The organism is Kitasatospora sp. NE20-6 (assembly GCF_045862635.1).
Genome location: NZ_BPRL01000023.1, coordinates 69,750 through 91,335, shown reverse-complemented (window position 1 = coordinate 91,335; position 21,586 = coordinate 69,750). Strand labels below are relative to the sequence as shown.

At 74.9% G+C, this 21,586-nt stretch carries 17 protein-coding genes; 11 read left to right on the top strand and 6 right to left on the bottom strand.

What is annotated here, in order from left to right; genetic code table 11:
* The first annotated feature begins 45 nt into the window (after positions 1–45).
* From SNE206_RS19815 to SNE206_RS19785, 7 genes are all read left to right on the top strand, one after another.
* A complete protein-coding gene (locus SNE206_RS19815; RefSeq protein WP_407914755.1) occupies positions 46–1,290 on the top strand; it encodes a radical SAM protein in 1,245 nt (414 codons plus the stop codon).
* An 87-nt stretch (positions 1,291–1,377) separates the two neighbouring features.
* On the top strand, positions 1,378–2,931 hold the full coding sequence (locus SNE206_RS19810) for an FAD-dependent oxidoreductase (protein WP_407914754.1): 1,554 nt from the start codon (positions 1,378–1,380) through the stop codon (positions 2,929–2,931).
* Positions 2,928–4,220 (top strand): sugar efflux transporter, encoded by a 1,293-nt coding sequence (locus tag SNE206_RS19805; RefSeq protein ID WP_407914753.1) that lies wholly within the window; start codon positions 2,928–2,930, stop codon positions 4,218–4,220. The genes SNE206_RS19810 and SNE206_RS19805 overlap by 4 nt, the downstream gene beginning before the upstream one ends.
* Complete coding sequence (locus SNE206_RS19800) at positions 4,114–5,760, top strand: PIG-L family deacetylase (RefSeq protein WP_407914752.1); 1,647 nt, start codon at positions 4,114–4,116, stop codon at positions 5,758–5,760. Before SNE206_RS19805 ends, SNE206_RS19800 begins: the two co-directional genes overlap by 107 nt.
* Before the next feature lie 20 nt (positions 5,761–5,780).
* Positions 5,781–8,834, top strand: coding sequence for a glycoside hydrolase family 3 N-terminal domain-containing protein (locus SNE206_RS19795; RefSeq protein WP_407914751.1), 3,054 nt, complete (start codon positions 5,781–5,783; stop codon positions 8,832–8,834).
* Positions 8,771–9,082: an STAS domain-containing protein gene (locus tag SNE206_RS19790; protein ID WP_407914750.1), complete on the top strand. Its 312-nt coding sequence runs from the start codon at positions 8,771–8,773 to the stop codon at positions 9,080–9,082. Before SNE206_RS19795 ends, SNE206_RS19790 begins: the two co-directional genes overlap by 64 nt.
* Positions 9,083–9,210: 128 nt before the next feature.
* Complete coding sequence (locus tag SNE206_RS19785) at positions 9,211–10,671, top strand: MFS transporter (protein WP_407914749.1); 1,461 nt, start codon at positions 9,211–9,213, stop codon at positions 10,669–10,671.
* A gap of 22 nt (positions 10,672–10,693) precedes the next feature.
* Here SNE206_RS19785 and SNE206_RS19780 read toward each other — a convergent pair whose 3' ends face one another.
* The 3 genes from SNE206_RS19780 to SNE206_RS19770 all read right to left on the bottom strand — a co-directional run bounded on the left by SNE206_RS19780 (position 10,694) and on the right by SNE206_RS19770 (position 13,234).
* Positions 10,694–11,368 carry an isochorismatase family protein gene (locus SNE206_RS19780; RefSeq protein WP_407914747.1) on the bottom strand — a complete coding sequence of 225 codons (675 nt, stop codon included), beginning with the start codon at positions 11,366–11,368 and terminating at the stop codon, positions 10,694–10,696.
* Positions 11,365–11,976, bottom strand: a complete 612-nt coding sequence (locus SNE206_RS19775; RefSeq protein WP_407914746.1) for a GDSL-type esterase/lipase family protein — start codon at positions 11,974–11,976, stop codon at positions 11,365–11,367. Before SNE206_RS19775 ends, SNE206_RS19780 begins: the two co-directional genes overlap by 4 nt.
* Before the next feature lie 145 nt (positions 11,977–12,121).
* Entirely contained in the window at positions 12,122–13,234 is a 1,113-nt protein-coding gene (locus SNE206_RS19770) for a phosphotransferase family protein (protein ID WP_407914745.1), read from the bottom strand.
* A 216-nt stretch (positions 13,235–13,450) separates the two neighbouring features.
* On the opposite strand from SNE206_RS19770, the gene SNE206_RS19765 reads away from it, so the two are divergent.
* A complete protein-coding gene (locus tag SNE206_RS19765) occupies positions 13,451–14,602 on the top strand; it encodes a hypothetical protein (RefSeq protein ID WP_407914744.1) in 1,152 nt (383 codons plus the stop codon).
* A gap of 236 nt (positions 14,603–14,838) precedes the next feature.
* Positions 14,839–16,233: an FAD-dependent oxidoreductase gene (locus SNE206_RS19760; protein ID WP_407914743.1), complete on the top strand. Its 1,395-nt coding sequence runs from the start codon at positions 14,839–14,841 to the stop codon at positions 16,231–16,233.
* 27 nt (positions 16,234–16,260) lie between these two features.
* Here SNE206_RS19760 and SNE206_RS19755 read toward each other — a convergent pair whose 3' ends face one another.
* On the bottom strand, positions 16,261–17,040 hold the full coding sequence (locus tag SNE206_RS19755) for an MBL fold metallo-hydrolase (protein ID WP_407914742.1): 780 nt from the start codon (positions 17,038–17,040) through the stop codon (positions 16,261–16,263).
* Between the two features lie 288 nt (positions 17,041–17,328).
* Positions 17,329–17,796: a YidH family protein gene (locus SNE206_RS19750; protein ID WP_407914741.1), complete on the bottom strand. Its 468-nt coding sequence runs from the start codon at positions 17,794–17,796 to the stop codon at positions 17,329–17,331.
* A 119-nt stretch (positions 17,797–17,915) separates the two neighbouring features.
* Between SNE206_RS19750 and SNE206_RS19745 the strand changes: the two genes are divergently transcribed.
* Positions 17,916–19,454, top strand: coding sequence for a hypothetical protein (locus SNE206_RS19745; RefSeq protein ID WP_407914740.1), 1,539 nt, complete (start codon positions 17,916–17,918; stop codon positions 19,452–19,454).
* A gap of 173 nt (positions 19,455–19,627) precedes the next feature.
* Positions 19,628–19,819, top strand: coding sequence for a hypothetical protein (locus SNE206_RS19740; RefSeq protein ID WP_405014561.1), 192 nt, complete (start codon positions 19,628–19,630; stop codon positions 19,817–19,819).
* A 293-nt stretch (positions 19,820–20,112) separates the two neighbouring features.
* Here SNE206_RS19740 and SNE206_RS19735 read toward each other — a convergent pair whose 3' ends face one another.
* Positions 20,113–21,576, bottom strand: a complete 1,464-nt coding sequence (locus SNE206_RS19735) for an NAD(P)/FAD-dependent oxidoreductase (RefSeq protein ID WP_407914739.1) — start codon at positions 21,574–21,576, stop codon at positions 20,113–20,115.
* Positions 21,577–21,586: the final 10 nt, after the last annotated feature.

Here is a 21,586-nt window from a genome sequence, read left to right as displayed (position 1 = left end):
CCGCCCGCCTGCCCCGTCATGTCCGGACAGCACGAGGAGTGATCCATGCCCGCCCTTCCGCAGGACCAGCCGGAACCCGGCCCCGTCAGCAGCGGACTGTCCGCCGGAGCCACCTGGCTCGCCGGCCGACCGACCGACCTGCCCGAGCCCACCACGGCGCAGCCCGCCACGGTGCAGCTCGGCACGGCGCACGTCGCCGACAACCTCGACCTCGTCGGCAAGATCTACCAGGAGTCCATCTTCCCGGAGGTCTCCCGCGTCGCCCACGGCGAACGTCTCGCCACCCCGCTCGTCATCGACCTCGACCCGACGACGGTCTGCGACCTGGCCTGCCCCGAGTGCATCAGCTCCAACGTGCTCAACCACGGCCAGATAGCCAAGGACCGCATCGTCGAACTCGCCGAGGAGCTCACCGGGACCGGTGTTCGCGCCGTCATCCTCATCGGCGGCGGCGAACCGCTCATGCACCGCTCCGTCGGCACCGTCATCGAGACCCTGCACAACGCCGGCATCCGGCTCGGTCTCGTCACCAACGGCACCCAGATCCACCGCTACCTCGACGAGTTGGCCGGCATGCTCTCCTGGGTGCGCGTCTCCATGGACGCCGCCACCGGCCCCACCTACGACGCATTCCGGCCGACCCGCACCAAGCGCAGCATCTTCCCGCAGGTCGTCGAGAACATGCGCAGCCTGGCCGCCCGCAAGGCCGGCCGGCTCGGCTACTCCTTCCTGCTGATGCAGCGCCACGCGGCCGACGGCACCGTCACCGACTCCAACTACGACGAGGTGTACGAGGCCGGGGTGCTCGCCAAGGACATCGGCTGCGACTACTTCGAGCTCAAGGCGATGCTCGACATGGACCACTTCACGGTCAACCAGGACGCCGCCGACCTCGAACGCGTCGAGGAGCAGTGGCGCCGGCTCGGCGAGCTGGAGGACGAGAACTTCCACCTGCTGCGCTCCTCGAACTGGCTGGCCGTACGCAGCGCCGACGACCCGCACCAGGCCAAGGACTACGCCTCCTGCGCGGTCGCCGAACTGCGCACCACCGTCACCCCGACCGGTGTCTACATCTGCCCCTACCACCGGGGCAACGAGAAGGCCAAGCTTGGCGACATCCGCGACACGTCGTTCGCGGAGATGTGGCACAAGGCCGACACCACGGTCATCGACCCGCGCAAGGACTGCCGGTTCATGTGTGCCCGGCATCCCAGCAACGTCGAGATCGGCGGTCTCGCCGGGCGTACCGAACCGCCCGCGCTGATACCGGACTTCGACCCGTTCATCTGACGGCACGGGCCGGGCGGAAGCCCGGCCCGTCCGTCGGACGGGAGTCCCCACGTGATGGTTTCGAGCAACCCAGGGAAAGGGGTGGCCATGCGGGTCGCAGTGATCGGCGCCGGACCGGCCGGGCTGACCAGCGCCAAACAGGCGCTGGAACGCGGGCACGAGGTCGTGCTGTACGAGCGGCTGCACGAGGTCGGCGGGATCTGGAACCCCGCCTCGGGCGGCGCCTACGAGAGCGTACGGATGCAGAGTTCGCGGATGAGTTTCCCGTACTCCGACTTCGCGCCCGCCTTCGACACCGACTTCCCCACCCTGCACGAGGTGCACGGCTACCTGCACGCCTACGCCGAACGGTTCGGCGTGCTGCCGGTCACCCGGTTCGGCAGCGACGTGCAGGAGGTCGTCCGGCGCGACGGCCGCTGGGAGGTCACCGCCCGTACGGCTGACGCGGTGTCCACCGAGCGGTTCGACGCCGTCATGGTCGCCAGCGGAGAACTCTGGGAGTCCCGTACACCGGACTTCCTGCCGTCCGCGGACACGGGCGTCCAGGTGCTGACGGCCAAGCAGTACCGCAGCGCCGACGGCTTCGAGGGCCGCCGGGTGCTCGTGGTGGGCGGCGGCGTCAGCGGTGCCGACATCGCGGCCGAACTCGCCGCCGGCGGCGCCTCGGTGGACTGGTCGGTGCGACGGCTGCAGCTCTTCCTGCCGCGGATGGTGGGCGGCGTCTACAACGACGCCCTGCTGTCGTACGCGGCCAGGGTCGCCGTGGAGGAACTCCCCTACCAGGACTACCTGAAGTGGCTGGAGCAACTCGAACCGGAGTATTTTGCGCTGTATCGGGAGAGCGCTATCCTGCCGACCGACGGCTTCCACGGGGCGGTGCACGTGAACGACCGGATCGTGCCCGCGGTCGCCAGCGGGCAGGTGCGGGTGCGGCCCGCCTTCGGCCGCTTCGAGCCGGACGGCGCGGCGGTGTTCGCCGACGGCCTGCGGGCCCGTTACGACACGGTCGTCCTCTGTCTCGGCTACGGCCTGCCGGACTACTCGTTCCTGCCGGAGCTGCGCCGCGAGGAGCTGTACGAGCACTTCTTCCACGCCGCCGACCCCACCCTGGCGATCATCAACACCCCGGTCGACACCGAGGCGTTCGGCACCGCCTGCCCGTACTTCGAGGCCATCGCCGGCTGGGCGCTGCGGGTCTTCGAGGGCGGCGCGGTGCTGCCGGACGAGGACGAACGCACCCGCTGGTGCGCCGAACACATGCACCGGCTCGACGACCGCCGCTACTACGACTGCTGGCTGGAGACGGTGCGCATCGGTCTGCTGGCCGGCACCGTGCCCGACCCGGCGCAGGACTTCGCCGCGTTCTGGCGGCTGGTCTCGGGCCAGGTCGACCCCGCCGGACTCCAGCCCGGCACCCCGGCGCAGCCGCCCGGCGTGCACGACGTGCTGTTCGACCCGGCGCAGCTGCGCCTCCGCATGCTCGCCGCCCTGGACGGCACCGTCCTGGACGCGCTCGCCGCGGACGGCACGGTGACGGCGGCGGAGGCCGCCGCGGCCCGCACGGTGCCGCCGGGACGGGAGATCGCTCCCTGGTTGCCGTACCGGCAGCGTGAGCACGGCACGGCGGAGGTGGCGCGGTGAGCGGGACCGTCCGCACGGTCGTGTCCGGCATCGGGCCGCTGCTGCGGGACCGCGCGCTGGGCGGGCTGGTCGGCGCGACCGGCATGATCGGCATCGGCGGGGCGATGGTGACCACCTCGGTCAGCCTCTTCCTCTCCGACGAGGTCGGCGTCACCCCGCTGCTGATCGGCCTGTTCTTCGCCGGCCGGGCGGTGATGGAGATCGTCTCCGACCTGGTCGTCGGGGCGATGTCCGACCGGATCGGCAACCGGCGTGCGCTGCTCGCCATCTGCTCGCTGCTGTCGGGCATCGGCGCGGTCTGCTTCGCCGGGCTGCGCAACTACTACCTGCTGTTCGCCGCGGCGGCCGTGTTCTTCGGCATCGGCAGCGCCTGCTTCTCCCAGCTCTTCGCCTACACGCGGGAGTTCGCCGACAACCGGGCGATGAACCCGACGTTCTTCAACTCGGCGCTGCGCTCCGTCACCTCGCTGGCCTGGATCGTCGGCCCGCCGCTGGGCTTCCTGCTGATCGACGTCCGCGGCTTCCCGACGCTCTTCCTGACCGCCGCCGCGCTGTACATGGCGGCGGGCGCGCTGTGCCTGTGGTGGCTGCCGAACCTGCGGATCGAGAGCGGTGACGCCTCGGCCGGCAGCCCGTACCGGGGCATCGGCGGGCAGATGCTGATGCTGATGATCGCGGTGGTGCTGCTCCTCGCGGTCAACAGCATCTACCAGATCAACATCGCGCTGTTCGTCACCAAGGACCTCGGCTTCGACGCCGGGTTCACCGGCATCATGCTCGGCACCGCCTCGGCGCTGGAGGTGCCGGTGATGATGTACCTCGGCTCGCGGGCCGAGCGGTTCGGCAAGTGGCGGCTGGTGACCGCCGGTGCGCTGTGCGCCGTCGTGTTCTTCTCGCTGCTGCCGCTGGCGGACGAGAAGTGGATGCTGATCGTCCTCCAGCTGCCCAACGCGGCCTGGACGGCGGTCGTGCTGAGCATCCCCGTGACCATCCTCCAGGACGCGATGTCCGACCGGGTCGGCGCCGCGTCCGCGCTCTACTCCAGCTCGTTCAAGGCGGGCATCGCGCTCGGCGGGGCCACCGCCGGCACGGTCGCCCAGTGGGCGGGCTTCACCGATGTCTTCTGGGTCTGCGCGCTGCTCTCCGCGGCCGCGACCCTGCTACTCGCCCTCGGGAGGGGTCGTGGACAGCAAGGTTCCTCAGGTCAGCGTGATCGTGCCGACGTACAACCGGGAGCGGCTTCTGAGGCTCACGCTGGAGTCGCTGGCACGGCAGAGCCTGCCGTCTGACACCTTCGAGGTGATCGTCGTCGACGACGGCTCCTCCGACGGATCCGCCGACGTCACGGCCGAGTTCGCCGACCGCCTCGACGTGACGTACCTCTTCCAGGAGGACCAGGGCTACCGCGTCGCGGCCGCCCGCAACCTCGGCCTGGCGCACGCCTCCGGCGAGGTCTCGGTGTTCGTCGACTCCGGGGTGCTGCTGCACTCGGGCGCGCTCGCCGCCCACCTGGCGAGCCACACCTCCTCGCCGGTGCCGGTCGCGGTCTGCGGGTACGTCTTCTGCTTCAACGAGGACAACGAGGACGGCGCGGTGATGGAACGCGCCATCGACTACGCGAACCCCGACGCCACCATGGAGGAACTCCGTTCGGAGGGCCGCTGGCTGGACATCCGCGAGGAGTGGTACGAGAAGTACGGCGACGACTTCGCGGACCTTCCCGCCCCGTGGCTGGTGTACTGGACGTGCAACGTGTCGGCCCGCACCGAACGGCTGCGCGAGGTCGGCGGGTTCGACGAGAACTACCGCGCCTGGGGCGCCGAGGACGTCGACCTCTCGTACCGCCTGCACCGGGCCGGCGACCGCTTCGTGCTGAACCGCGACGCCGCCGCCATCCACGTGCCGCACCCCAAGAGCTACACCGAGAACATGCGGTCGGCCGCGGCCAACTACCGCTACTTCGGCGAGAAGTACGACACCCCGATCACCCGGCTGGTGCCCGACAACCACTTCTTCCTGATCAACGACCTGATCCGGGAGGGCGGCCTCCCCTCCTGCGCTGACCACCTGGCCGCCCAAGACCCGGACGCCGGCCTGGTGCTGGTCTTCTCGCCGCACCCCGACGACGAGACCATCGCCTGCGGCGGCACGATAGCCCGGCGCACCGCCGCCGGTCACCGGGTCGGCATCGTCTGGGCCACCGACGGCTCCCGCTCGCACTCCGCGGTGCTCGGCATGGACACCGACCCGACCCCGGAGGAGCTCGCGGTGATCCGTGCGGGCGAGGCCCGGAACGCCGCCCGCGTCCTCGGCGTCGCCGACGAGGACGTGCACCTGCTGGGCTTCACCGACACCCTGCTCGCGGAGTCGGTCGACGACTGCCGGGAGGCCGTCCGCAAGGTCCTCGCCTCGTACCCCGAGGTCTCCGAGGTCTACCTCCCGCACGACGTCAAGGAGTTGAACGCGGACCACCGGCTCACCGGTGAGATCGTGCTCGGCTGCCTGGCCGACCTCGGGCTGACCCCGGCCGTCTTCAAGTACGTGGTGTGGGACGAGCGGACGGAAGCCGAGTTCGTCTTCGTCAACCGCAACGAGCCCGTCGCCGTCGCCGAACGGGCGCCCGAGCGGATCACCGCCCGCGACATCGCCCCGCAGCTCACCGTCAAGCGTGCCGCGATGGCGGAGCACCGCACCCAGGTCACGCTGTACGCGCCGGGGCAGCAGCGCACCGTCGTCCCGCCGGAGTTCCTGGAGCGGGTCACGACCCGGCCCCTTGAGGAGTTCTGGGTCGCGGCCGACGCGTACCCGATGCCCGCCCCCCGCTCGTAAGACCGTCCGGAGAGGACCCCATGGCAGTGCAGGAACCCCTCGTCCACCACCCTGACTGGCCCGCCGTGCAGTCGGCCGTGCCGCTCGACCCCTCCGTCGAGGCGCGCATCGAGGACATCCTCGGCCGGATGACCCTGGAGGAGAAGCTCGGCCAGATGATCCAGCCGGAGCTGGCCGAGCTCACCCCGGAGGACGTCCGCGCGTACGCCATCGGCTCCGCGCTGAACGGCGCCGGCATCTGGCCCGGCGGCGACCGCCGGGCCAGCGCGGGCGACTGGGTGAAGACCGTCGACCGCTTCTGGGAGGCCGCCGAGGGCGCCTACGAGGGCCGCGGCTTCCGCATCCCGTTCATGTGGGCGACCGACGCGGTGCACGGCCACAACAACGTGTACGGCGCCACGATCTACCCGCACAACATCGGTCTCGGCGCGGCCCGCGACCCCGAGCTGATCCGCCGGATCGGCGAGGCCACCGCCCGCGAGATCGCCGCCACCGGCATGTCCTGGACGTTCGCGCCCACCGTCACCACCCCGCGCGACCGCCGCTGGGGCCGGTACTACGAGGGCTACGCCGAGGACCCGGAGGTCGTGCACGCCTACGCGCCCGCCATGGTCGCGGGCGTGCAGGGTGCCGACGCCGGCTCCGGCGTGATCGCCTGCATCAAGCACTGGGTCGCCGACGGCGGCACCGTCAACGGCGGCGACCGCGGCACCGCCGTCTGCGACGAGGACCTCGTCCGCAACATCCACGCCGTCGGCTTCCTCTCCGGCATCGCCGCGGGCGCGCAGTCGGTGATGGTCTCCTTCAGCAGCTGGGAGTCGGAGGCCAACTACGACCACGCACCGGAGTGGGGCGAGCCCTACAACCACAAGCTGCACGGCAGCCGCTACCTCGTGACCGACGTGCTCAAGGAGCAGATCGGCTTCGACGGCATCGTCATCAGCGACTGGGACGCCCACGCCGAGGTCTCCGGCTGCACCGTCGGCGACGCCGGCTACGCCATCGCCGCCGGGATCGACGTGCTCATGGTCGCCGGACGCGACGCCTGGCAGTCGGTGCACCGCACCGCCGCCGAGCACGTCCGGGCCGGGCGCATCACCCAGGAGCGCATCGACGACGCCGTACGCCGCGTGCTGCGCGTCAAGATGCGCGCCGGGCTGTGGGACGCCCCGCGCCCCGCCGACCGCACGGCCGACCCCGCCGTGCTGGGCTGCGCCGAGCACCGGGCGCTCTCCCGCGAGGCCGTCCGCAAGTCGCTCGTGCTGCTCAAGCACGAGCCGGGCACCCTGCCGCTGGCGCGCACCTCCCGGGTGCTGGTGGCGGGCAGCGGCGCGGACGCCATCCAGAAGCAGACCGGCGGCTGGACGCTGACCTGGCAGGGCAACGACGTCACCCTGGACGACCTGCCCGGCGCGCAGACCGTCGCCGACGCGGTGCGCGAGGTCGTCGGCGACGGCCGTTGCACCCTCGACCCGTACCTGGAGCGGGCCGACCCGGCGGCGCACGACGTCGCCGTGGTGGTGATCGGCGAGGACTCGTACGCCGAGATGCGCGGCACGATCAAGCCCTGGGGCACGCTCGCCTACGCGGGCCTCAAGCGCTCCTACGCCCGCGACCTGGAGACCCTGCGGCGGCTCCGCGAGAGCGGCACCACCGTGGTCACGGTCTTCTTCTCCGGCCGGCCGATGTACACCACCGAGGAGATCAACCTCTCGGACGCCTTCGTGGCGGCGTGGCTGCCCGGCACCGAGGCCGGCGGCATCACCGACCTGCTGTTCGCCGCGCCCGAGGGCGGCCCGGCGTACGACTTCCAGGGCCGGCTCGGCTTCTCCTGGCCGGGCACCGCACGCTCGCACACCGTGAACCGCATCCCCCCGCACATCCCCGGCTACGCGATGCCGGCGGAGGAGCAGGCCCCGGAGGGCGAGCACGCGCCGCTCTTCGCGTACGGGCACGGGCTGCGGCTCGCGGACCCGGGCGCGCCCACCGGGACGCTGCCGGAGGACACCTACGTGGACACCACGCCGGTGCCCGCCGTCGACGGTCCGCTGGAGGTCCTGGGCGGACCGGACGGCCTGGCGTTCGACGTCCGCATCGGCGGGCACAACACGTGGTCGCGGCCGCACATCTCCTTCGACGGGCCGACCGACGTGCTGGTCGTCCGCTCGGAGCCGCTGGACGACCCGGCGCGGCCGGACGCGCTGTCGCTGGAGTTCAAGGGCTACGCCGCCTTCGTCTACGCCCAGGACCCCTCGGGCCGTCCGGCCGACCTGCGCGGCTACGCCGAGGCGGGCGGCGCGGTCGAGTTCGAGGTGCGCGTGCTGGAGGCGCCCACCGGGCCGCTCTACCTGGCGTGCCACGACGACTACCCGGCGCAGCCCGGGTTCGACCTCGCACCGCGGCTCGCCGAGCTCGCGGAGCGGCCAGCCGGCGAGTGGTCGCGGGTGTCGGTGCCGGTGGCGGAGCTCGGACGGATCGGCTCCGACCTCCAGCACGTGGACGTGCCGTTCATGCTCTACACCGAGGGCACGGCGAAGCTGGAGCTGCGCGGGGGGCGGGGGGGGGCCGGGCCGGCCGGCCCGCCCCGGGTGGGGGCCGCCCCCGGGCCCGCCCCCCACTTCTCCCCACCTTCCTGGGAGCGCTCCCAAGCATCGAGGGCCACCCCGGGGACAGCCGGACCGGCACCAGGTCCTCCGGCCCTGGCCGAAGGACCGCCCGCTGCTTATCAGGCCCTGCTTGACCTGCAACGATCCGGTTCGGGACGGACCGCCTCGCCGTCATCCGCCCGTAACAAAACCGACACACCGCTTGACACCTGCCCGGGCCGGACGGCAACCATGGACCGAGGGAGCGCTCCCACGCTCCCGGCACACCCCCCGCTCCCCACCGGCGGGGCCGGCCCCTGGAGCAGCCCATGTACGCCAACGGCTACGGTCACGGACACATCCTCCTGGACCTCCCGTTCGAACCGGGCCACCACGCGATCGCCGTCAGCCGCCGCGGCGGCCGGGTGGTCGTCGGCTTCCGCGGCAGCCTCGACCGGTCGACCGCGCCCACCCTGCGCGAGACCGTGATCAGCGAGCTCGCCAAGGGCCCGGACCTGGTCGTCGTCGACCTCTCGGACGTCGACTTCTGGGACGCCTGCGGGATGAGCGCCGTCCTCGTCGCGTACAAGCGCTGCCGCGCCAACGGCACCGCCCTCGGCCTGGCCGGCCTGCACGGCAGCGCCGAGACCTCCTACCGGGCCACCCACCTCGACTCGGTCATCCCGACGTACCCCGACGTCGCCTCCGCCGTCGCCCACTGGGCCGCCGCCGCCTGACCACGCTCCCGCGCAGGCCCGGCAGGCGCGACCCGGCAGGCCCGACCCGTCCGCGGCGGCCGGCGGCCGGCGGCGGGCCCGGAAAACCCGTGGCACCCGGACGCGCGCTGCGCCTAGCTTGTGCGTTCGTGACCGATCCTCCTACCCGCCCGTCGAGTGGTCCGCCCGCGTCCGAGGGGCCGGCCGCGCCGGTGCCGGGGGGCCGCCCGGCACCGGCCGGCCGGCCGACGCCCGCCGGAGCGGCCGACGGGCTGTTCTCCGGGCCGCACGCCGCCGCCACCACCTGCTTCGCCGCGGTGATGTTCCTGACCGGGTTCGCCGCGCTCGCCGTCGTCCCCACCCTGCCGACGGCCGCACAGGACCTGGGCCGGGTGTCCCTCTACCCGCTGGTCGCGGGCTGCTTCGTGGCCGCGGGACTGCTCGGCGGGGTGCTCGGCGGCCACTGGTCGGACCGGGCCGGACCGCAGCGCCCGCTGGCCGCGGGCATGGTGCTCTCCGTGGTCACCCTGCTGCTCTCGGGGGCCGCCACGTCGATCTGGCAGCTGGCAGCCGGCCGCTTCCTGGACGGGCTCGCCGGCGGGACGGTCGCGGTGTCGATCAACGCGGCCATCGGCCAGGCCTACCCCGACCGCCTGCGCCCGCGCGTGCTGGCCCTGATGAGCGCCTGCTGGGTCGTCCCGTCGCTGGTCGGCCCCCCGCTGGCCGGGCTGGTCGCCGCGACGTGGTCCTGGCGGGCCGTGTTCCTCGGGCTCGCCGCCGTCACCGCACTGCCCGCACTGGCCGTGGTGGCCCTGCTGCGCCGCCCCTCGTGGGCGGCCGCCCGCGCCGTGTCCGGAGCCGCGCCACCGCGCCCGGCGCTGCTCGTCGCGTGCGCGGTGAGCCTCGGAGCGGCGCTGGGGCAGTACGGCGCCTCCGGCCGGGACACCCGCCATCTGCTGACCGCCGCCGGCGGGATCGCCCTGCTGGCGGTGTTCGCGCCGCGACTGCTGCCGCCGGGCACGTGGCGGGCCGCCCGCGGCCTGCCCGCCACGGTGCTGCTGCGGGGGCTGGGGTCGGGGGTGTTCTTCACCCTGGAGGCCTACGTGCCCCTGCTGCTCGTCACCGACCGGCAGGCGCCGCCCGTGGTGATCGGCCTCGGCTTCACCGGTGCCGCGCTCGCCTGGGCCGCCTCATCCTGGCTGCAGGGCCGCCTCGAACGCTGGGCACGCCACCGGCTCGTCGTGGCCGGGGCCCTGGTGCAGACCGCGGCGGTCGGCCTCGCGATCGCCGGGACGCTGCCGGCGACGCCCGCGTACACCGCCGTGTCCGCCATGATGGTCGCGGCCGTCGGCATGGGCCTGTACGTGCCGTCGGTCACCGTCCTCTCGCTCACCCACAGCCCGCCCGGCCGGCAGGGCTACGCGGGCAGCGCGATGCAGACCTCCCAGAACCTCGGCCAGGTCACGGTGCTCGGCATCGCCTCGGGCGTGTTCAGCGCCTGTCTCGGCGTGGGCGCGTCCGATCCCGTCGGCTACGGCACGGCCTTCGCGCTGCTGTTCGCGCCGTGCGCCCTGTCCGTCCTGCTCGCCTCGCGCGCCCGCGGCACGTGAGACGGGCTCGGGCGGGGGTCGCTCACCGGCTTTCCGGCGCCGCCTCCGCCTCGGGCGCCCCCGCCTCCGCCGCATCCGCATCCGCGAAGGGATCCGCGGCGGGGAGGTCCGCCGGGGCGAAGTCCACCGCGGAGGCGGGCAGCACCCGGATGCTCCGGCCGGGGAAGTCGAGGTTCCGGAAGATCTCGTTGTGGTGCGCGACGGACCGCTCCGGCGCGGCGTACTCGCCCGCGTCGGGCCGGACGGACGTCGTGTGGCCGTCGGCCACCAGCACCACGTCGTACCCGTGGCTCAGCGCCTGACGTGCCGTGGTGTCGACGCAGATCTCGGTGGCGAACCCGGTGACGACCACCTCGGTCACCCCGGCCGCCTTCAGCGTCCGGTCGAGACCGGTGCCGAGGAAGCCGTCCGCGCTGGTCTTGTGGACGACCGGCTCACCCGCCCCGGGGGCGAGTTCGGGCACGATCCGCCAGCCGTGGCTGCCCTCCGCCAGCCCGCCGCCGCGGTGCTGGACCGTGACGACCGGCGCACCCGCGGCTGCGGCCCGGCGGCGGAGCCCGGCGATCACGGCGACGGTCTCGGCGGGCCGGTGGGCGATCGCCACCAGGGCCTGCTGCATGTCGATGACGAGGAGCGCCGAGGTACGCGGCACCGGCCCGGTACGGCGGTGCCCCGCCGCGGCCGTCCGAGCGGTCACGCCTGCCCGCCGTCGGAGATCCAGGCGCGCCACCGCGGCGCGACCAGGCCGGCGAACACCTCGTAGCCGCCCGCACTTGGGTGGGCGCCGTCGCCGGCCCGCACCTCACGCATCCAGACCTCGCTGGCGAGCAGGCTCGGGAGGACGGGCACGTACGGCACCCCCGCCTCGGCGCAGACGACGGCGAACTGCTCGTCGAGGGCGGCCGTACGGGCGTTCTGTCCGGCGTCGGGCACGGGGGGCGGGCCGACCACGAGCACCGACCAGCCGCGGGCCGCCGCGACGGGCAGCATCGCCCGCAGGTTGGCCGGTGACTCCTCGGCGGGCACGCGCGTGCCGTCACCGAGGGGCGTGGTGTCGTTGACGCCGAACGACAGCACGACGCGCCGGTCGGTGCCGTCCGCCAGGCGCTGGGCGCACTCGCCCTCCCAGCGGGCGAGGATGTCGGCGGACGTCTGCCGCCGCACCCCGAGGTTGTATCCCGTGAGCGGCAGGCCGGCGTTCTGGGTCTGCGCGGCGAGACGCCCCGCCCAGCCGAGGAACTGCGGGTCGCCGATCCCCGCGACGAACGAGTCACCGACGAAGCAGAGACGAAGATCACGTGTCATGCCGCCATCCTCGCACGGCCGTTGACGGGGGCAGCCGGAATTTCGGCCCACCTCCGCGCGGGCGCCCACCGCCCGTCCGGCGTCCGCCGTCCGTCCGTCACCTGTCCGGCATCCTCCGGTGCACCGTGCCCTCCCCCGCCTCCGCTCAGCTCTCCAGGGCGTCCAGCAGCGCGAGTTGCTCCGGGATGCGTCCGTCCGACCAGCCGTCGAGCCAGGCCGCGTGCCCGCCCTCGTACGCCCGCGGGACGGCTTCGACGCGCATGATCAGGGCGAGGTAGAGGCGGTAGAGGGCGAGGCGGGCACGGGCGGCGTCGTCGAGCGGCGGGCCGGGCGTGACACTGCGGTAGCCGGCCGTGAAGTCCGCGTCGTCCTCTACCGCTCCGAGCGGGTCGAGGCCGACGAGTTCGGCGAGCGGGTCGCCGAAGAAGGCGCGCTCGCCGTCGATGAGCCCGGCCAGCCGCCAGGCGCCACCGGCGTCCTGGGTGAGCACGATGTTGCCCTCCCAGGCGTCGAAGTGGACGAGCGCGGGCCGCCGCACCTCGGCGAGCTGCGCCGCGAAACGCGTCGGCAGGGCCGCGAGGCGCTCGGCGGGCACGGGCAGCGGCACGCCGAAGCGGGCGGCGTCCGCGAGGACGGCGTTCAGCATGCCGGTGAAGGCGGTGGGCCAGTCCGGTCCGCTCAGGCCGGGCACGGGCTGCGGGTAGCCGAACGCCGGTCCGGTGGCGGTGGCGAGACGGGCCGCGGCCTCGCCGAGCCGGTGGCGCAGCGCGGCGCGGTCCTCCGGGGTGAGCCGGTCGCGGGCGGCGTCCCAGGTGGTGCCGTCGAGGAAGCCGAGCAGGAGCCACTCGGACGGGGTGCCGGGGCCGGCCGGCTCGTGGTGGAGCACGGTGGGCACGGTGACGCCGGTGGTGGCGGCGAGTCGGTGGAAGAGCGCCTCGGTGCCGAGGAGGCCCTGCTCGTGGGTGAGGGCGGGGTCGGTGGCCGGGGGTGCCGCCTTGAGCACCAGGCGCCGCCCGTCGGCGAGTTCGAGCAGGCGGGCGGCGTTGTAGAGGCCGCCGCTCAGTGCGGTGCTGCGCAGGACGTCGACCGGGCCGAGGGCCTGGCGGAGGCGGCGGACGGCGAGCTCGTGCGCGTCGTCGGCCGGGTCGGCGGAGGCACGACCGGCGGCCGAACCGGAGGCGGGAACGGAGGCGGGACCGGCGGCCGGAACGGACACGGCACCGGACACGGCGTCGGGGGTGGTGGAGGCGGCTGTCATGGCGCTCCTCGGAGGCATGCGGAAAGGGTGGGGTGGGGGTGCGAAGTGGGGTGCGGGGTGGGGGTGCACGGGGTGCGCCGCGACGACGCGGGCGGGAGGGCGGCCGGCTCCTCCGACCGGATTCTAACGACCGCGCGGGGGCTTATGTCGAGCCTTGAAATAAGGAGCCCCGGGGGTGGCAGGGAGGCTGTCCGCCCCGGGCGCTAGCCTCCGCGCATGGAGATCGATGAACTCGTCGGCAGACTGACCGATCCGGGTGCCGACGGAGCCGACCTCGCCGCCGCGCTCGCCGGGTCGGGCGGCGCCGCGGCGCCCGCGCTGCTCCGGGCCTTCCGCCGCGGCGGCCCCCGGACGGCACGCCTGCTCGCCGGTCTCCTCCCCCGTCTCGACGACGCCCTCCTGGACGCCGTCGCGGTGGCGCTGCTGACCGACCACCACCCCGACTCCGCGCCCGTCACCACCGCCCCCTCCGGCGTCGCTCCCTCCGCCGTCACCACCGCTCCCGGCGCCGGTGCTGCCGGCTTCGAAGCGCTGCTCGAACGGATCGGCCCGGGTCTCGTCCCGGCGCTGCGGCGGGTGCGGGCCGACGGCCGGCCGCCGCTGCGGCGCCGCGCGCTGCACGCGCTGGCGGCCGTCGGGGGCGCGGGGGCGCTGTCGGACCGCGACCGGGCCCTGGTGGAGCGGCTGATCCGGGTGAAGCTCACGACCGAGCGCCCCCGGCCGCTGCCGGACCACTGGTGGATCGCCGTGCCCGGCGACCGCTACGAGGGCGTCTTCGAGGCGCTCGGCCTGCACGACCGGGTGCCGGTCACCCTGGAGCTCGGCCTGTCGGTGCGCCGGCACGACACGCACTACCCGGACCTTCCGGACGGCAGCCACGGCGCCGTCCACCGCGTCTTCGTCACCCCGGAGCTCGCGGGCTGGCGGCTGGTCTACGCGGAGACGCCGATCGCCGAGATGCAGTGGTGGCCGCACGACACGATCGCGCGGATCAGCGCCGTCTGCGGGCAGGCGCAGTTCTTCCACCGGGACGCGCACGGCGACTCCACGATCTGGGCGGTCGCGGTCGACGGCCGGGTGCGGCGCGGCTACTGGTCCGACGCCACGCCGGAGTGGACGGGCGCGCCGCTGCCCTGGGAGGAGCCCGCCGACGACTCCGGGCTGGGGGAGCTGGACGACGACGCGTACGCGGAGGAGCCGCTCGACCCCAACCGGGCCGCGACGGCGGGCATCACCACGGCGGCCCGGCAGCTCTCCGTCGATCCGGCGGCGGTCTCGGCGGAGACGCCGGTGCGCGGGCACGGCTGGCTGGCGGTGACCGCGGTGGGGGTCGGGCACGGTCCGTTCGCCGGGGCGCTGCGGATCTGAGCGGGGCACGGCCCTCCCGCTGCCGGGTCCTGCCCGGTCCGTGCCGTCACCGGCGACGCACCCCCCAACTGCCGCCGGCCCGGATTCGTGCCCGCCGCACCCATAGGTCAGCCTTATGGCTCCATAACCCGGAGGCACGTACCGGCCTGGCGCGGTACGGGCGAGGCTGAGGCCCAGACCCTCTCCGTCGTCCGCCCCGGGCCGCCGCGGCCCGCCCCGCCCTGAAGGAAGCCGCCATGTCCCGCCCTGTCCGGGTCGCGATCGTCGGAGCCGGCCCCGCCGGTGTCTACGCTGCCGATGCCCTGCTCAAGTCCGAGATCGCCGCCGACCCCGGCGTCTCGATCGACCTGCTGGAGCGGCTGCCCGCGCCGTTCGGGCTGATCCGCTACGGCGTCGCGCCCGACCACCCGCGGATCAAGGGCATCGTGACCGCGCTGCACCAGGTGCTCGACAAGCCGCAGGTCCGCTTCTTCGGCAACGTCGACTACCCCGGCGACATCTCCCTCGACGACCTGCACCGCTTCTACGACGCCGTGGTCTTCGCGACCGGCGCCGTCGCCGACCGCGATCTCACCGTGCCCGGCGTCGGGCTGGACGGCTCCTACGGCGCCGCCGACTTCGTGTCCTGGTACGACGGCCACCCGGACGTCCCGCGGACGTGGCCGCTGGAGGCCGAGAAGGTCGCCGTCCTCGGCGTCGGCAACGTCGCCCTGGACGTCGCCCGCATCCTCGCGAAGACCGCCGACGAGCTCCTGCCCACCGAGATCCCCGGCAACGTGTACGACGGGCTGGCCGCCAACCGGGCCGTGGAGGTCCACGTCTTCGGCCGCCGCGGGCCCGCGCAGGCGAAGTTCAGCCCGATGGAGCTGCGCGAGCTCGACCACTCCCCCACCATCGAGGTGGTCGTCGACCCGGAGGACATCGACTACGACGACGGGTCGATCGCCACGCGCCGCGCCAACAAGCAGGCCGACATGGTGGCCTCCACCCTGGAGAACTGGGCGATCCGCGACACCGGCGACCGCCCGCACCGCATCCACCTGCACTTCTTCGAGTCGCCGGTGGAGATCCTCGGCGAGGACGGCCGGGTCGTGGGCCTGCGCACCGAGCGCACCGAGCTCGACGGCACCGGCGACACCACCGGCACCGGCGTCTTCCGGGACTGGGACGTCCAGGCCGTCTACCGCGCCGTCGGCTACCGCTCGGACGAGCTGCCCAAGCTGCCGTTCGACCCGATCTCCGCGACCGTGCCGCACGAGGCGGGCCGGGTCCTGGAGGCGGGCGCGCACCTGCCGTCGACGTACGTCACCGGCTGGGTCAAGCGCGGGCCGGTCGGCCTCATCGGGCACACCAAGGGCGACGCCAACGAGACCGTCGCCTGCCTGGTCGCCGACCACCGCGCCGACCTGCTGCACCGCGCGTCGGCGCCCGGCGAGGACGCCGTGACCGCGTACCTCGCCGAGCAGGGCGTCGACTACACCACCTGGGAGGGCTGGAAGCTCCTGGACGCGCACGAGCGGGCCCTCGGCGAGCGCGAGGAGCGCGAGCGCGTCAAGGTCGTCGAGCGCGACGCGATGCTCCGCGCCTCCCGGAGCGCCCTGACGGACCCCGCCGGGCCGTCGGAGGGCTGAGCAGGGGGCCCCGCCGCGGGGCGGCCGTCACCGCACGAACGCCTCACCGGGCTTCAGCAGCTGCAGCCGCTCCGCCAGGCCCGCCGCCTCGAACGCGGCGACGAGCGCGGCCCCGTCCTCGGTGAAGTGCGCCCAGTGCTCGAAGTGCAGCGGCACGACGTCACGCGCGCCGAGGACGGCGGCGGCCTCGGCCGCCCGGTCGGCCGTGAGGGTCAGCGGCTCGTCCGGTACGAGCGGGGTCCGGGCGGCGCCCGCGAAGAGGACGGCGACGTCGACCGGCCCGACCCGGTCGGCGACGGCACGCACGACGTCCACGGAGGCGTTGTCCCCGCTGACGTACACGGTGGGGAGCCCGGCCCCGGAGAGGACGAAGCCGGTCACCTCGCCGACCAGGTGCTCGCTGCCCACGGGGCCGTGCAGGGCCGGCACGCCGGTGATCCGCAGGGTGCCGCCGCCGGGCCGGGCCAGCTCGGTGTGCTGCCAGTTCGGCAGCACCCGGACGCTGCCGCCGAGGCGTTCCCCGGCGGCAGCGGTGGAGAACACCGGCGGCGCGGCGACCGGATCGGTGACGAAGGCGCGCCCGGCGGTGTCCAGGTTGTCGGGGTGCTGGTCGTGCGAGAGGAGCACGGCGTCCACCGGCCCGATCCCGGCGAGCGGCACGGCCGGACCCGCGGTCTTGGCGAGGGTGCGGGAGCCGACCGGGTACTCGCCGGGCGGGTCGAACGTGGGGTCGGTCAGCAGCCGGAGGCCGTCGATCTCCAGGACGGCGGTGGGACCGCCCAGGTAACGGACCGTCAGTGTGCTCATCGTGTGCTCCCCCTCGGGGCGGCGGCAGGTGTCACCGGGACAATCCACCGGCCGCCCCGGTTGTTCCCGGCCTCGGCGCGGCCGCTGCCACTGCCGCCGCTGCCACGGGGGACCGCGGTCAGGGCAGCGGGTCGACGATGCACTTGCCGAACTCGGCGCTCTTGAACTGCACCAGGGGCCCCGGCTCGGACACGGCCGGGGCGAGGGCGGGGACGGACGTGCCGATCGGCCGAACAGCCCATCGGGCGGGCCCTCCCGGACGCCGCCGGACAGGCCGTCACCCGCCGCTCAGCGGGCGCCGAACCCGGTCGCGACCGCCACCAGCACGGTGAGCAGCATCAGGCCCGCGGTGAGCACGGCCTGAGCGGGGCCGTGGCCGAGCGGCTGTGCATGGCGCATCCGCTGCTGGCGCACCCGCCACTGCCGGTAGCCGACCAGCGTCGTCGCCATCGAGAGGACCAGCAGGTACGCCGCCATCGCCAGGCGCAGGCCGTACGGCACCAGCGTCGCGAGCTGCAGCACGGCCAGGGCGCCGGCGAGGAGCGCCAGCGCCGTACGCGACCAGGCCAGGAAGGTGCGCTCGTTGGCGAGGGTCGCCCGGTAGTCGGGCTCCTCACCGGCCTCCCACCAGACACCGCCTGCGTCCCCGGCACCGTCGCCCCCGTCGCCCCCGTCGCCCCCGTCCAGGCCGTCCCCGGTCCGGCCGGGGTTCGGGTCGGGGTGCGGGTCGGGGTCCGGCACCGGCATCTCGTCCATGCCCGGAGTATCGCCGCCCGGACGCCGCAGGCGCCGCAGGCACGGCGCAGGGGCGAGGCGGGGCGGGGCGGGGCGGAAAACCACGTGCCGTGGCGGGCCGTCCGGAGGAGGATGCCGCGGTGAACGCCGCGCTGCGCGGGCTCGCCGCGAATCCGTCCCTGCCGTCCGGTCTGCTCGACCGGCTGATCGCGACGGCGCGGGCGGGCGCCGGGGCGGACGCCGAGGACGACACCGGCGATGACCTGGCGGGTGCACTCGCCCACCGCCCCGGCCTCGGGCGGGCGCACGTGGTGGCCCTCCTCCCGATCGGCGAGGCGGTCGCGGTGGCACTCGTACACGCCGGACACCTCACCGCCGCCGACATCGACCCGGTCGCACGGCCCGAGGCGGCGCTCGCCTTCCTCGACCGGGGAGCCGGGCCTCCGGAGTGGGCGCGGCGCCTGGCCGCCGACCCCGACCCCTGGCGACGCGAACGGCTCGCCGCGTGTCCCGGCCTGCCGCCGGACGTCGTGGCGGCGCTCGCCGCCGACCCCGAGGTGGAGGTCGTCGCGGAGCTGGCACAGTGGACCTCCGCGGCCGTGACCGCCCGGCTCGCGGCGCACCCGCACGCCCGCGTCCGCCAGGCGGTGGCGTGCAACCTCCGGACGCCGCCGGAGGTCCTGGTGGCGCTGCTCACCGGTGCGGGGCTGCCGCCGGTGCGGCTCTGCGCGGACTGCGCGTGCGGCACCGGGCCACCTGCCCCGGCGCACCGACGGTCCGGTGCGTGCGAGGACGGCTCGCACGCGTCCGTGCCGGACATCGTGATGATGGCGCTGCGCAACCCCGGCACGCCTGCCGGATCCGCCGCCGCCTTCGCCGGCCACCCCTCGCCGGCGCTGCGCCGGGAGGTCGCCGAACGTCCGGACCTGCCGCCCGGGGTGTACCTGCGGCTCGCCGACGACCCGGCGCCGTGGACGCGGTCGGCGCTGGCGGCGAACCCGGCGATCGGCGGGCCGGTGATCCGCCGGCTCGCCGTCGAGCGTGACGCAGACGTGCGGCGGACGCTGGCCCGGCATCCGCGGCTGCCGCTCGACGTCCTGGCCGGCCTGGCCCGGGCGGCCCGGATCGGCGCCGACCTGCTGCCCCGGGTGGCCGCCGCCTCCGTGGCGGAGGTCGCCCGGCTCGCCGCGTCCCCCCGACCGGAGGTGCGGGTGCTCGTCGCCCGGCGGCGCGACCTGCCGGACCCGGTCCGTGACGCGCTGGCCGCCGACCCGGACGCGAAGGTGGTGGGCGCCGTCGCGTCGCATCCGGGCATCGGCGAGGCCCGGATGCACGCGCTGCTCGACCGGCACGGCAGGCAGGTCGCGGCCGCGCTCGCGACGAACCCGGACGCGTCACCGGCCGTCCTGGAGCGGCTGGCGGCACTCGACCCGCCGGTCCGCGGGGCGCTCGCCGGGATCGCCCGGCACCCGAACGCCACGGCGGCCGCGCTGACGGCCTGCCTGGCGGACCGGAAGACCCGGTGCGGGGCCGCCGCGCATCCGGCGCTGCCCCCACCGGTGGTGGTGGCGCTGCTCGGTGCCGACGAGCCCGACGTCCGGGAAGCTGCCGCCGCCAACCCCGCGCTGCCGGTCGCGGCGATGGAGGCCCTGCTGCCCGGCGGCCACCATCCGGCGTAAGGGGCTCGAAGCCCGGAGGCCCCGGGCGGCACGGGCGGCCGGGCCGCGGATCCGGGCCGCGGATCCGGGCCGCGGATCCGGGCCGCGGCGGGAATGTCCGCGCGTCGCCGATCCACCTCCGGGGTCGGATCCGAATAGGCTGTGAGAACAGACCCTCCGGGAAGGAGGACGCCGTGATCGACCAGGAGTTCACGGACGCAGCCAGCGAGGCGGTCACCACGCTCCGCCACTGCGGTGACCCCGAGCAGGACCACCTGCTGGACGAGATCCAGCATCCCGAGACCACCTTCGCGCTGTACGCGCTGGCGGCCCGGCCCGATCAGCCGCCGGGCGGCGTCACGCTGCTGCCGGTGCCCGAGCGCTGAGCATCCCGGCCGCCGTCCGCCCGGACGGCGGCCGGCAACACCCGTACGGCCGCAGGGCCGGCCCCGGAAGGGGTCGGCCCGCGGACGGGGTGACGGCGGGGCCGGTCGGCCCGGCGGGGACGTGCACGGCGTTCAGCAGCGTGCCCGCCGGTACCGGGTGGCGCCGGGCCGGTCGGCGCCGGGCGGTCGGCGAGGCCGAAGCACCTGACCGGAAACCGGCCCGGCCGACGGCCCGTCAGTCGTTCGCGGGAGGAAGGGTTTTCCCGCCGTCCGCTCAGCGGCCGCCCAGCAGGTCAGCGGCCGCTCAGCAGGTCGGCGGCGCGGGCGATCCGCGAGGTGCGGCCGAGTCCGCCGTCCTCCCGGCGGTCGGCCGCGCGGTAGGCGGCGTACAGCCCGCGGATGCCGAGCCAGCGCAGGGGCTCCGGTTCCCAGCCGCGGACCCGGCGGCCGACCCAGGGCAGCCGGGTGAGTTCGGTGTCGCGGCCGAGCACGAGGTCGCACAGGGTGCGGCCGGCCAGGTTGGTGGTGGCGACGCCGTGGCCGACGTAGCCGCCGGCCCAGCCGAGGCCGGTCGCCGGGTCGAGGCCGACGGTGGCGCACCAGTCGCGGGGCACGCCGAGCACGCCGGACCACGCGTGGTCGACGGGCGCGCCGGCCGCGGCGGGGAAGAGCCGTCCGAGCAGGTCGGTCAGCTGGCGCTGCGTCGAGGCGTGCGTCTCGCCGCGCGCGTCGACCCGTGAGCCGAACCGGTACGGGACGCCGCGTCCGCCGATGGCGATCCGGTCGTCGGCGGTGCGCTGCAGGTAGCAGTAGGCGTGGGCCTCGTCGCCGACGACCTCGGCGCCGCGCCACCCGATCTCGTCCCACACGGCCTGCTCCAGCGGAGCGGTGACGATCATGCTGCTGTTCATCGGCACCCAGGTGCGGCGGTGGCCGTCCAGGCCGGCCGTGAAGCCCTCCAGGGCGCGGATCACGTGGCGTGCGCGCACGGTGCCCTGCCGGCACACCGCGGCGCCGGGGCGCACCGCGGTGACCTCGGTGTCCTCGTACACGGTGACGCCCAGGCGTTCGACCGCGGCGGCCAGGCCCCGGACGAGGGCGGCCGGGTGGATGCGGGCGCAGTGCGGGGTCCACAGGGCGCCGCGGGCACCGGCGACGCGTACCCGGTCGGCGAGTTCGCCGGCGCCGAGCCGGACCATGTCGTCCTCGCCCCAGCCCTCCTCGCGCAGGGCGGGGAGGTGGGCGAGCATGCGGCGTTCCTGCACCGCGCCGACGGCGACGTGCAGTTCGCCGTCCTTGCGGATGTCGGCGTCGATGCCTTCCGTGCGGGCGGCGTCGATCACCTCGTCGACGGTGGCGAACATGGCCCGCTGCATGGCCGCGGCGGCGTCCGGCCCGTGCGTGGCGGCGTAGCGGCGGAACTGCCCCGGGAGGGCGGCGGTGAGCCAGCCGCCGTTGCGCCCGGAGGCCCCGAATCCGGCGAACTCCTTCTCCAGCACGGCGATCCGCAGCGAGGGGTCGGCCCGCTTGAGGTAGTAGGCCGTCCAGAGTGCGGTGTAGCCGCCGCCGACCAAGGCCACGTCCGCCTCGATGTCGCCGTCGAGGGCGGGGCGCCGGGCGGGCAGGCCGTGCGCGGCGTACCAGAAGGCGACCTCGCCGTTGGTCCGGGCGGTGCCGGCCGCGCTCGCGGGGGCAGGGGCGGGTACGGCGGCCGGGACGGCTGCGGGGGTCGGGGACGGCTGCGGGGTCGGGCTCATGGGTGGTCCT

Bases quoted from the DNA above. Each gene is read 5' to 3' on its own strand.
- SNE206_RS19760 (WP_407914743.1), top strand. From the start codon at position 14,839: ATGTCCCGCCCTGTCCGGGTCGCGATCGTCGGAGCCGGCCCCGCCGGT.
- SNE206_RS19765 (WP_407914744.1), top strand. From the start codon at position 13,451: ATGGAGATCGATGAACTCGTCGGCAGACTGACCGATCCGGGTGCCGAC.
- SNE206_RS19815 (WP_407914755.1), top strand. From the start codon at position 46: ATGCCCGCCCTTCCGCAGGACCAGCCGGAACCCGGCCCCGTCAGCAGC.
- SNE206_RS19735 (WP_407914739.1), bottom strand. From the start codon at position 21,576: ATGAGCCCGACCCCGCAGCCGTCCCCGACCCCCGCAGCCGTCCCGGCC.
- SNE206_RS19770 (WP_407914745.1), bottom strand. From the start codon at position 13,234: ATGACAGCCGCCTCCACCACCCCCGACGCCGTGTCCGGTGCCGTGTCC.
- SNE206_RS19755 (WP_407914742.1), bottom strand. From the start codon at position 17,040: ATGAGCACACTGACGGTCCGTTACCTGGGCGGTCCCACCGCCGTCCTG.
- SNE206_RS19795 (WP_407914751.1), top strand. From the start codon at position 5,781: ATGGCAGTGCAGGAACCCCTCGTCCACCACCCTGACTGGCCCGCCGTG.
- SNE206_RS19750 (WP_407914741.1), bottom strand. From the start codon at position 17,796: ATGGACGAGATGCCGGTGCCGGACCCCGACCCGCACCCCGACCCGAAC.
- SNE206_RS19775 (WP_407914746.1), bottom strand. From the start codon at position 11,976: ATGACACGTGATCTTCGTCTCTGCTTCGTCGGTGACTCGTTCGTCGCG.
- SNE206_RS19810 (WP_407914754.1), top strand. From the start codon at position 1,378: ATGCGGGTCGCAGTGATCGGCGCCGGACCGGCCGGGCTGACCAGCGCC.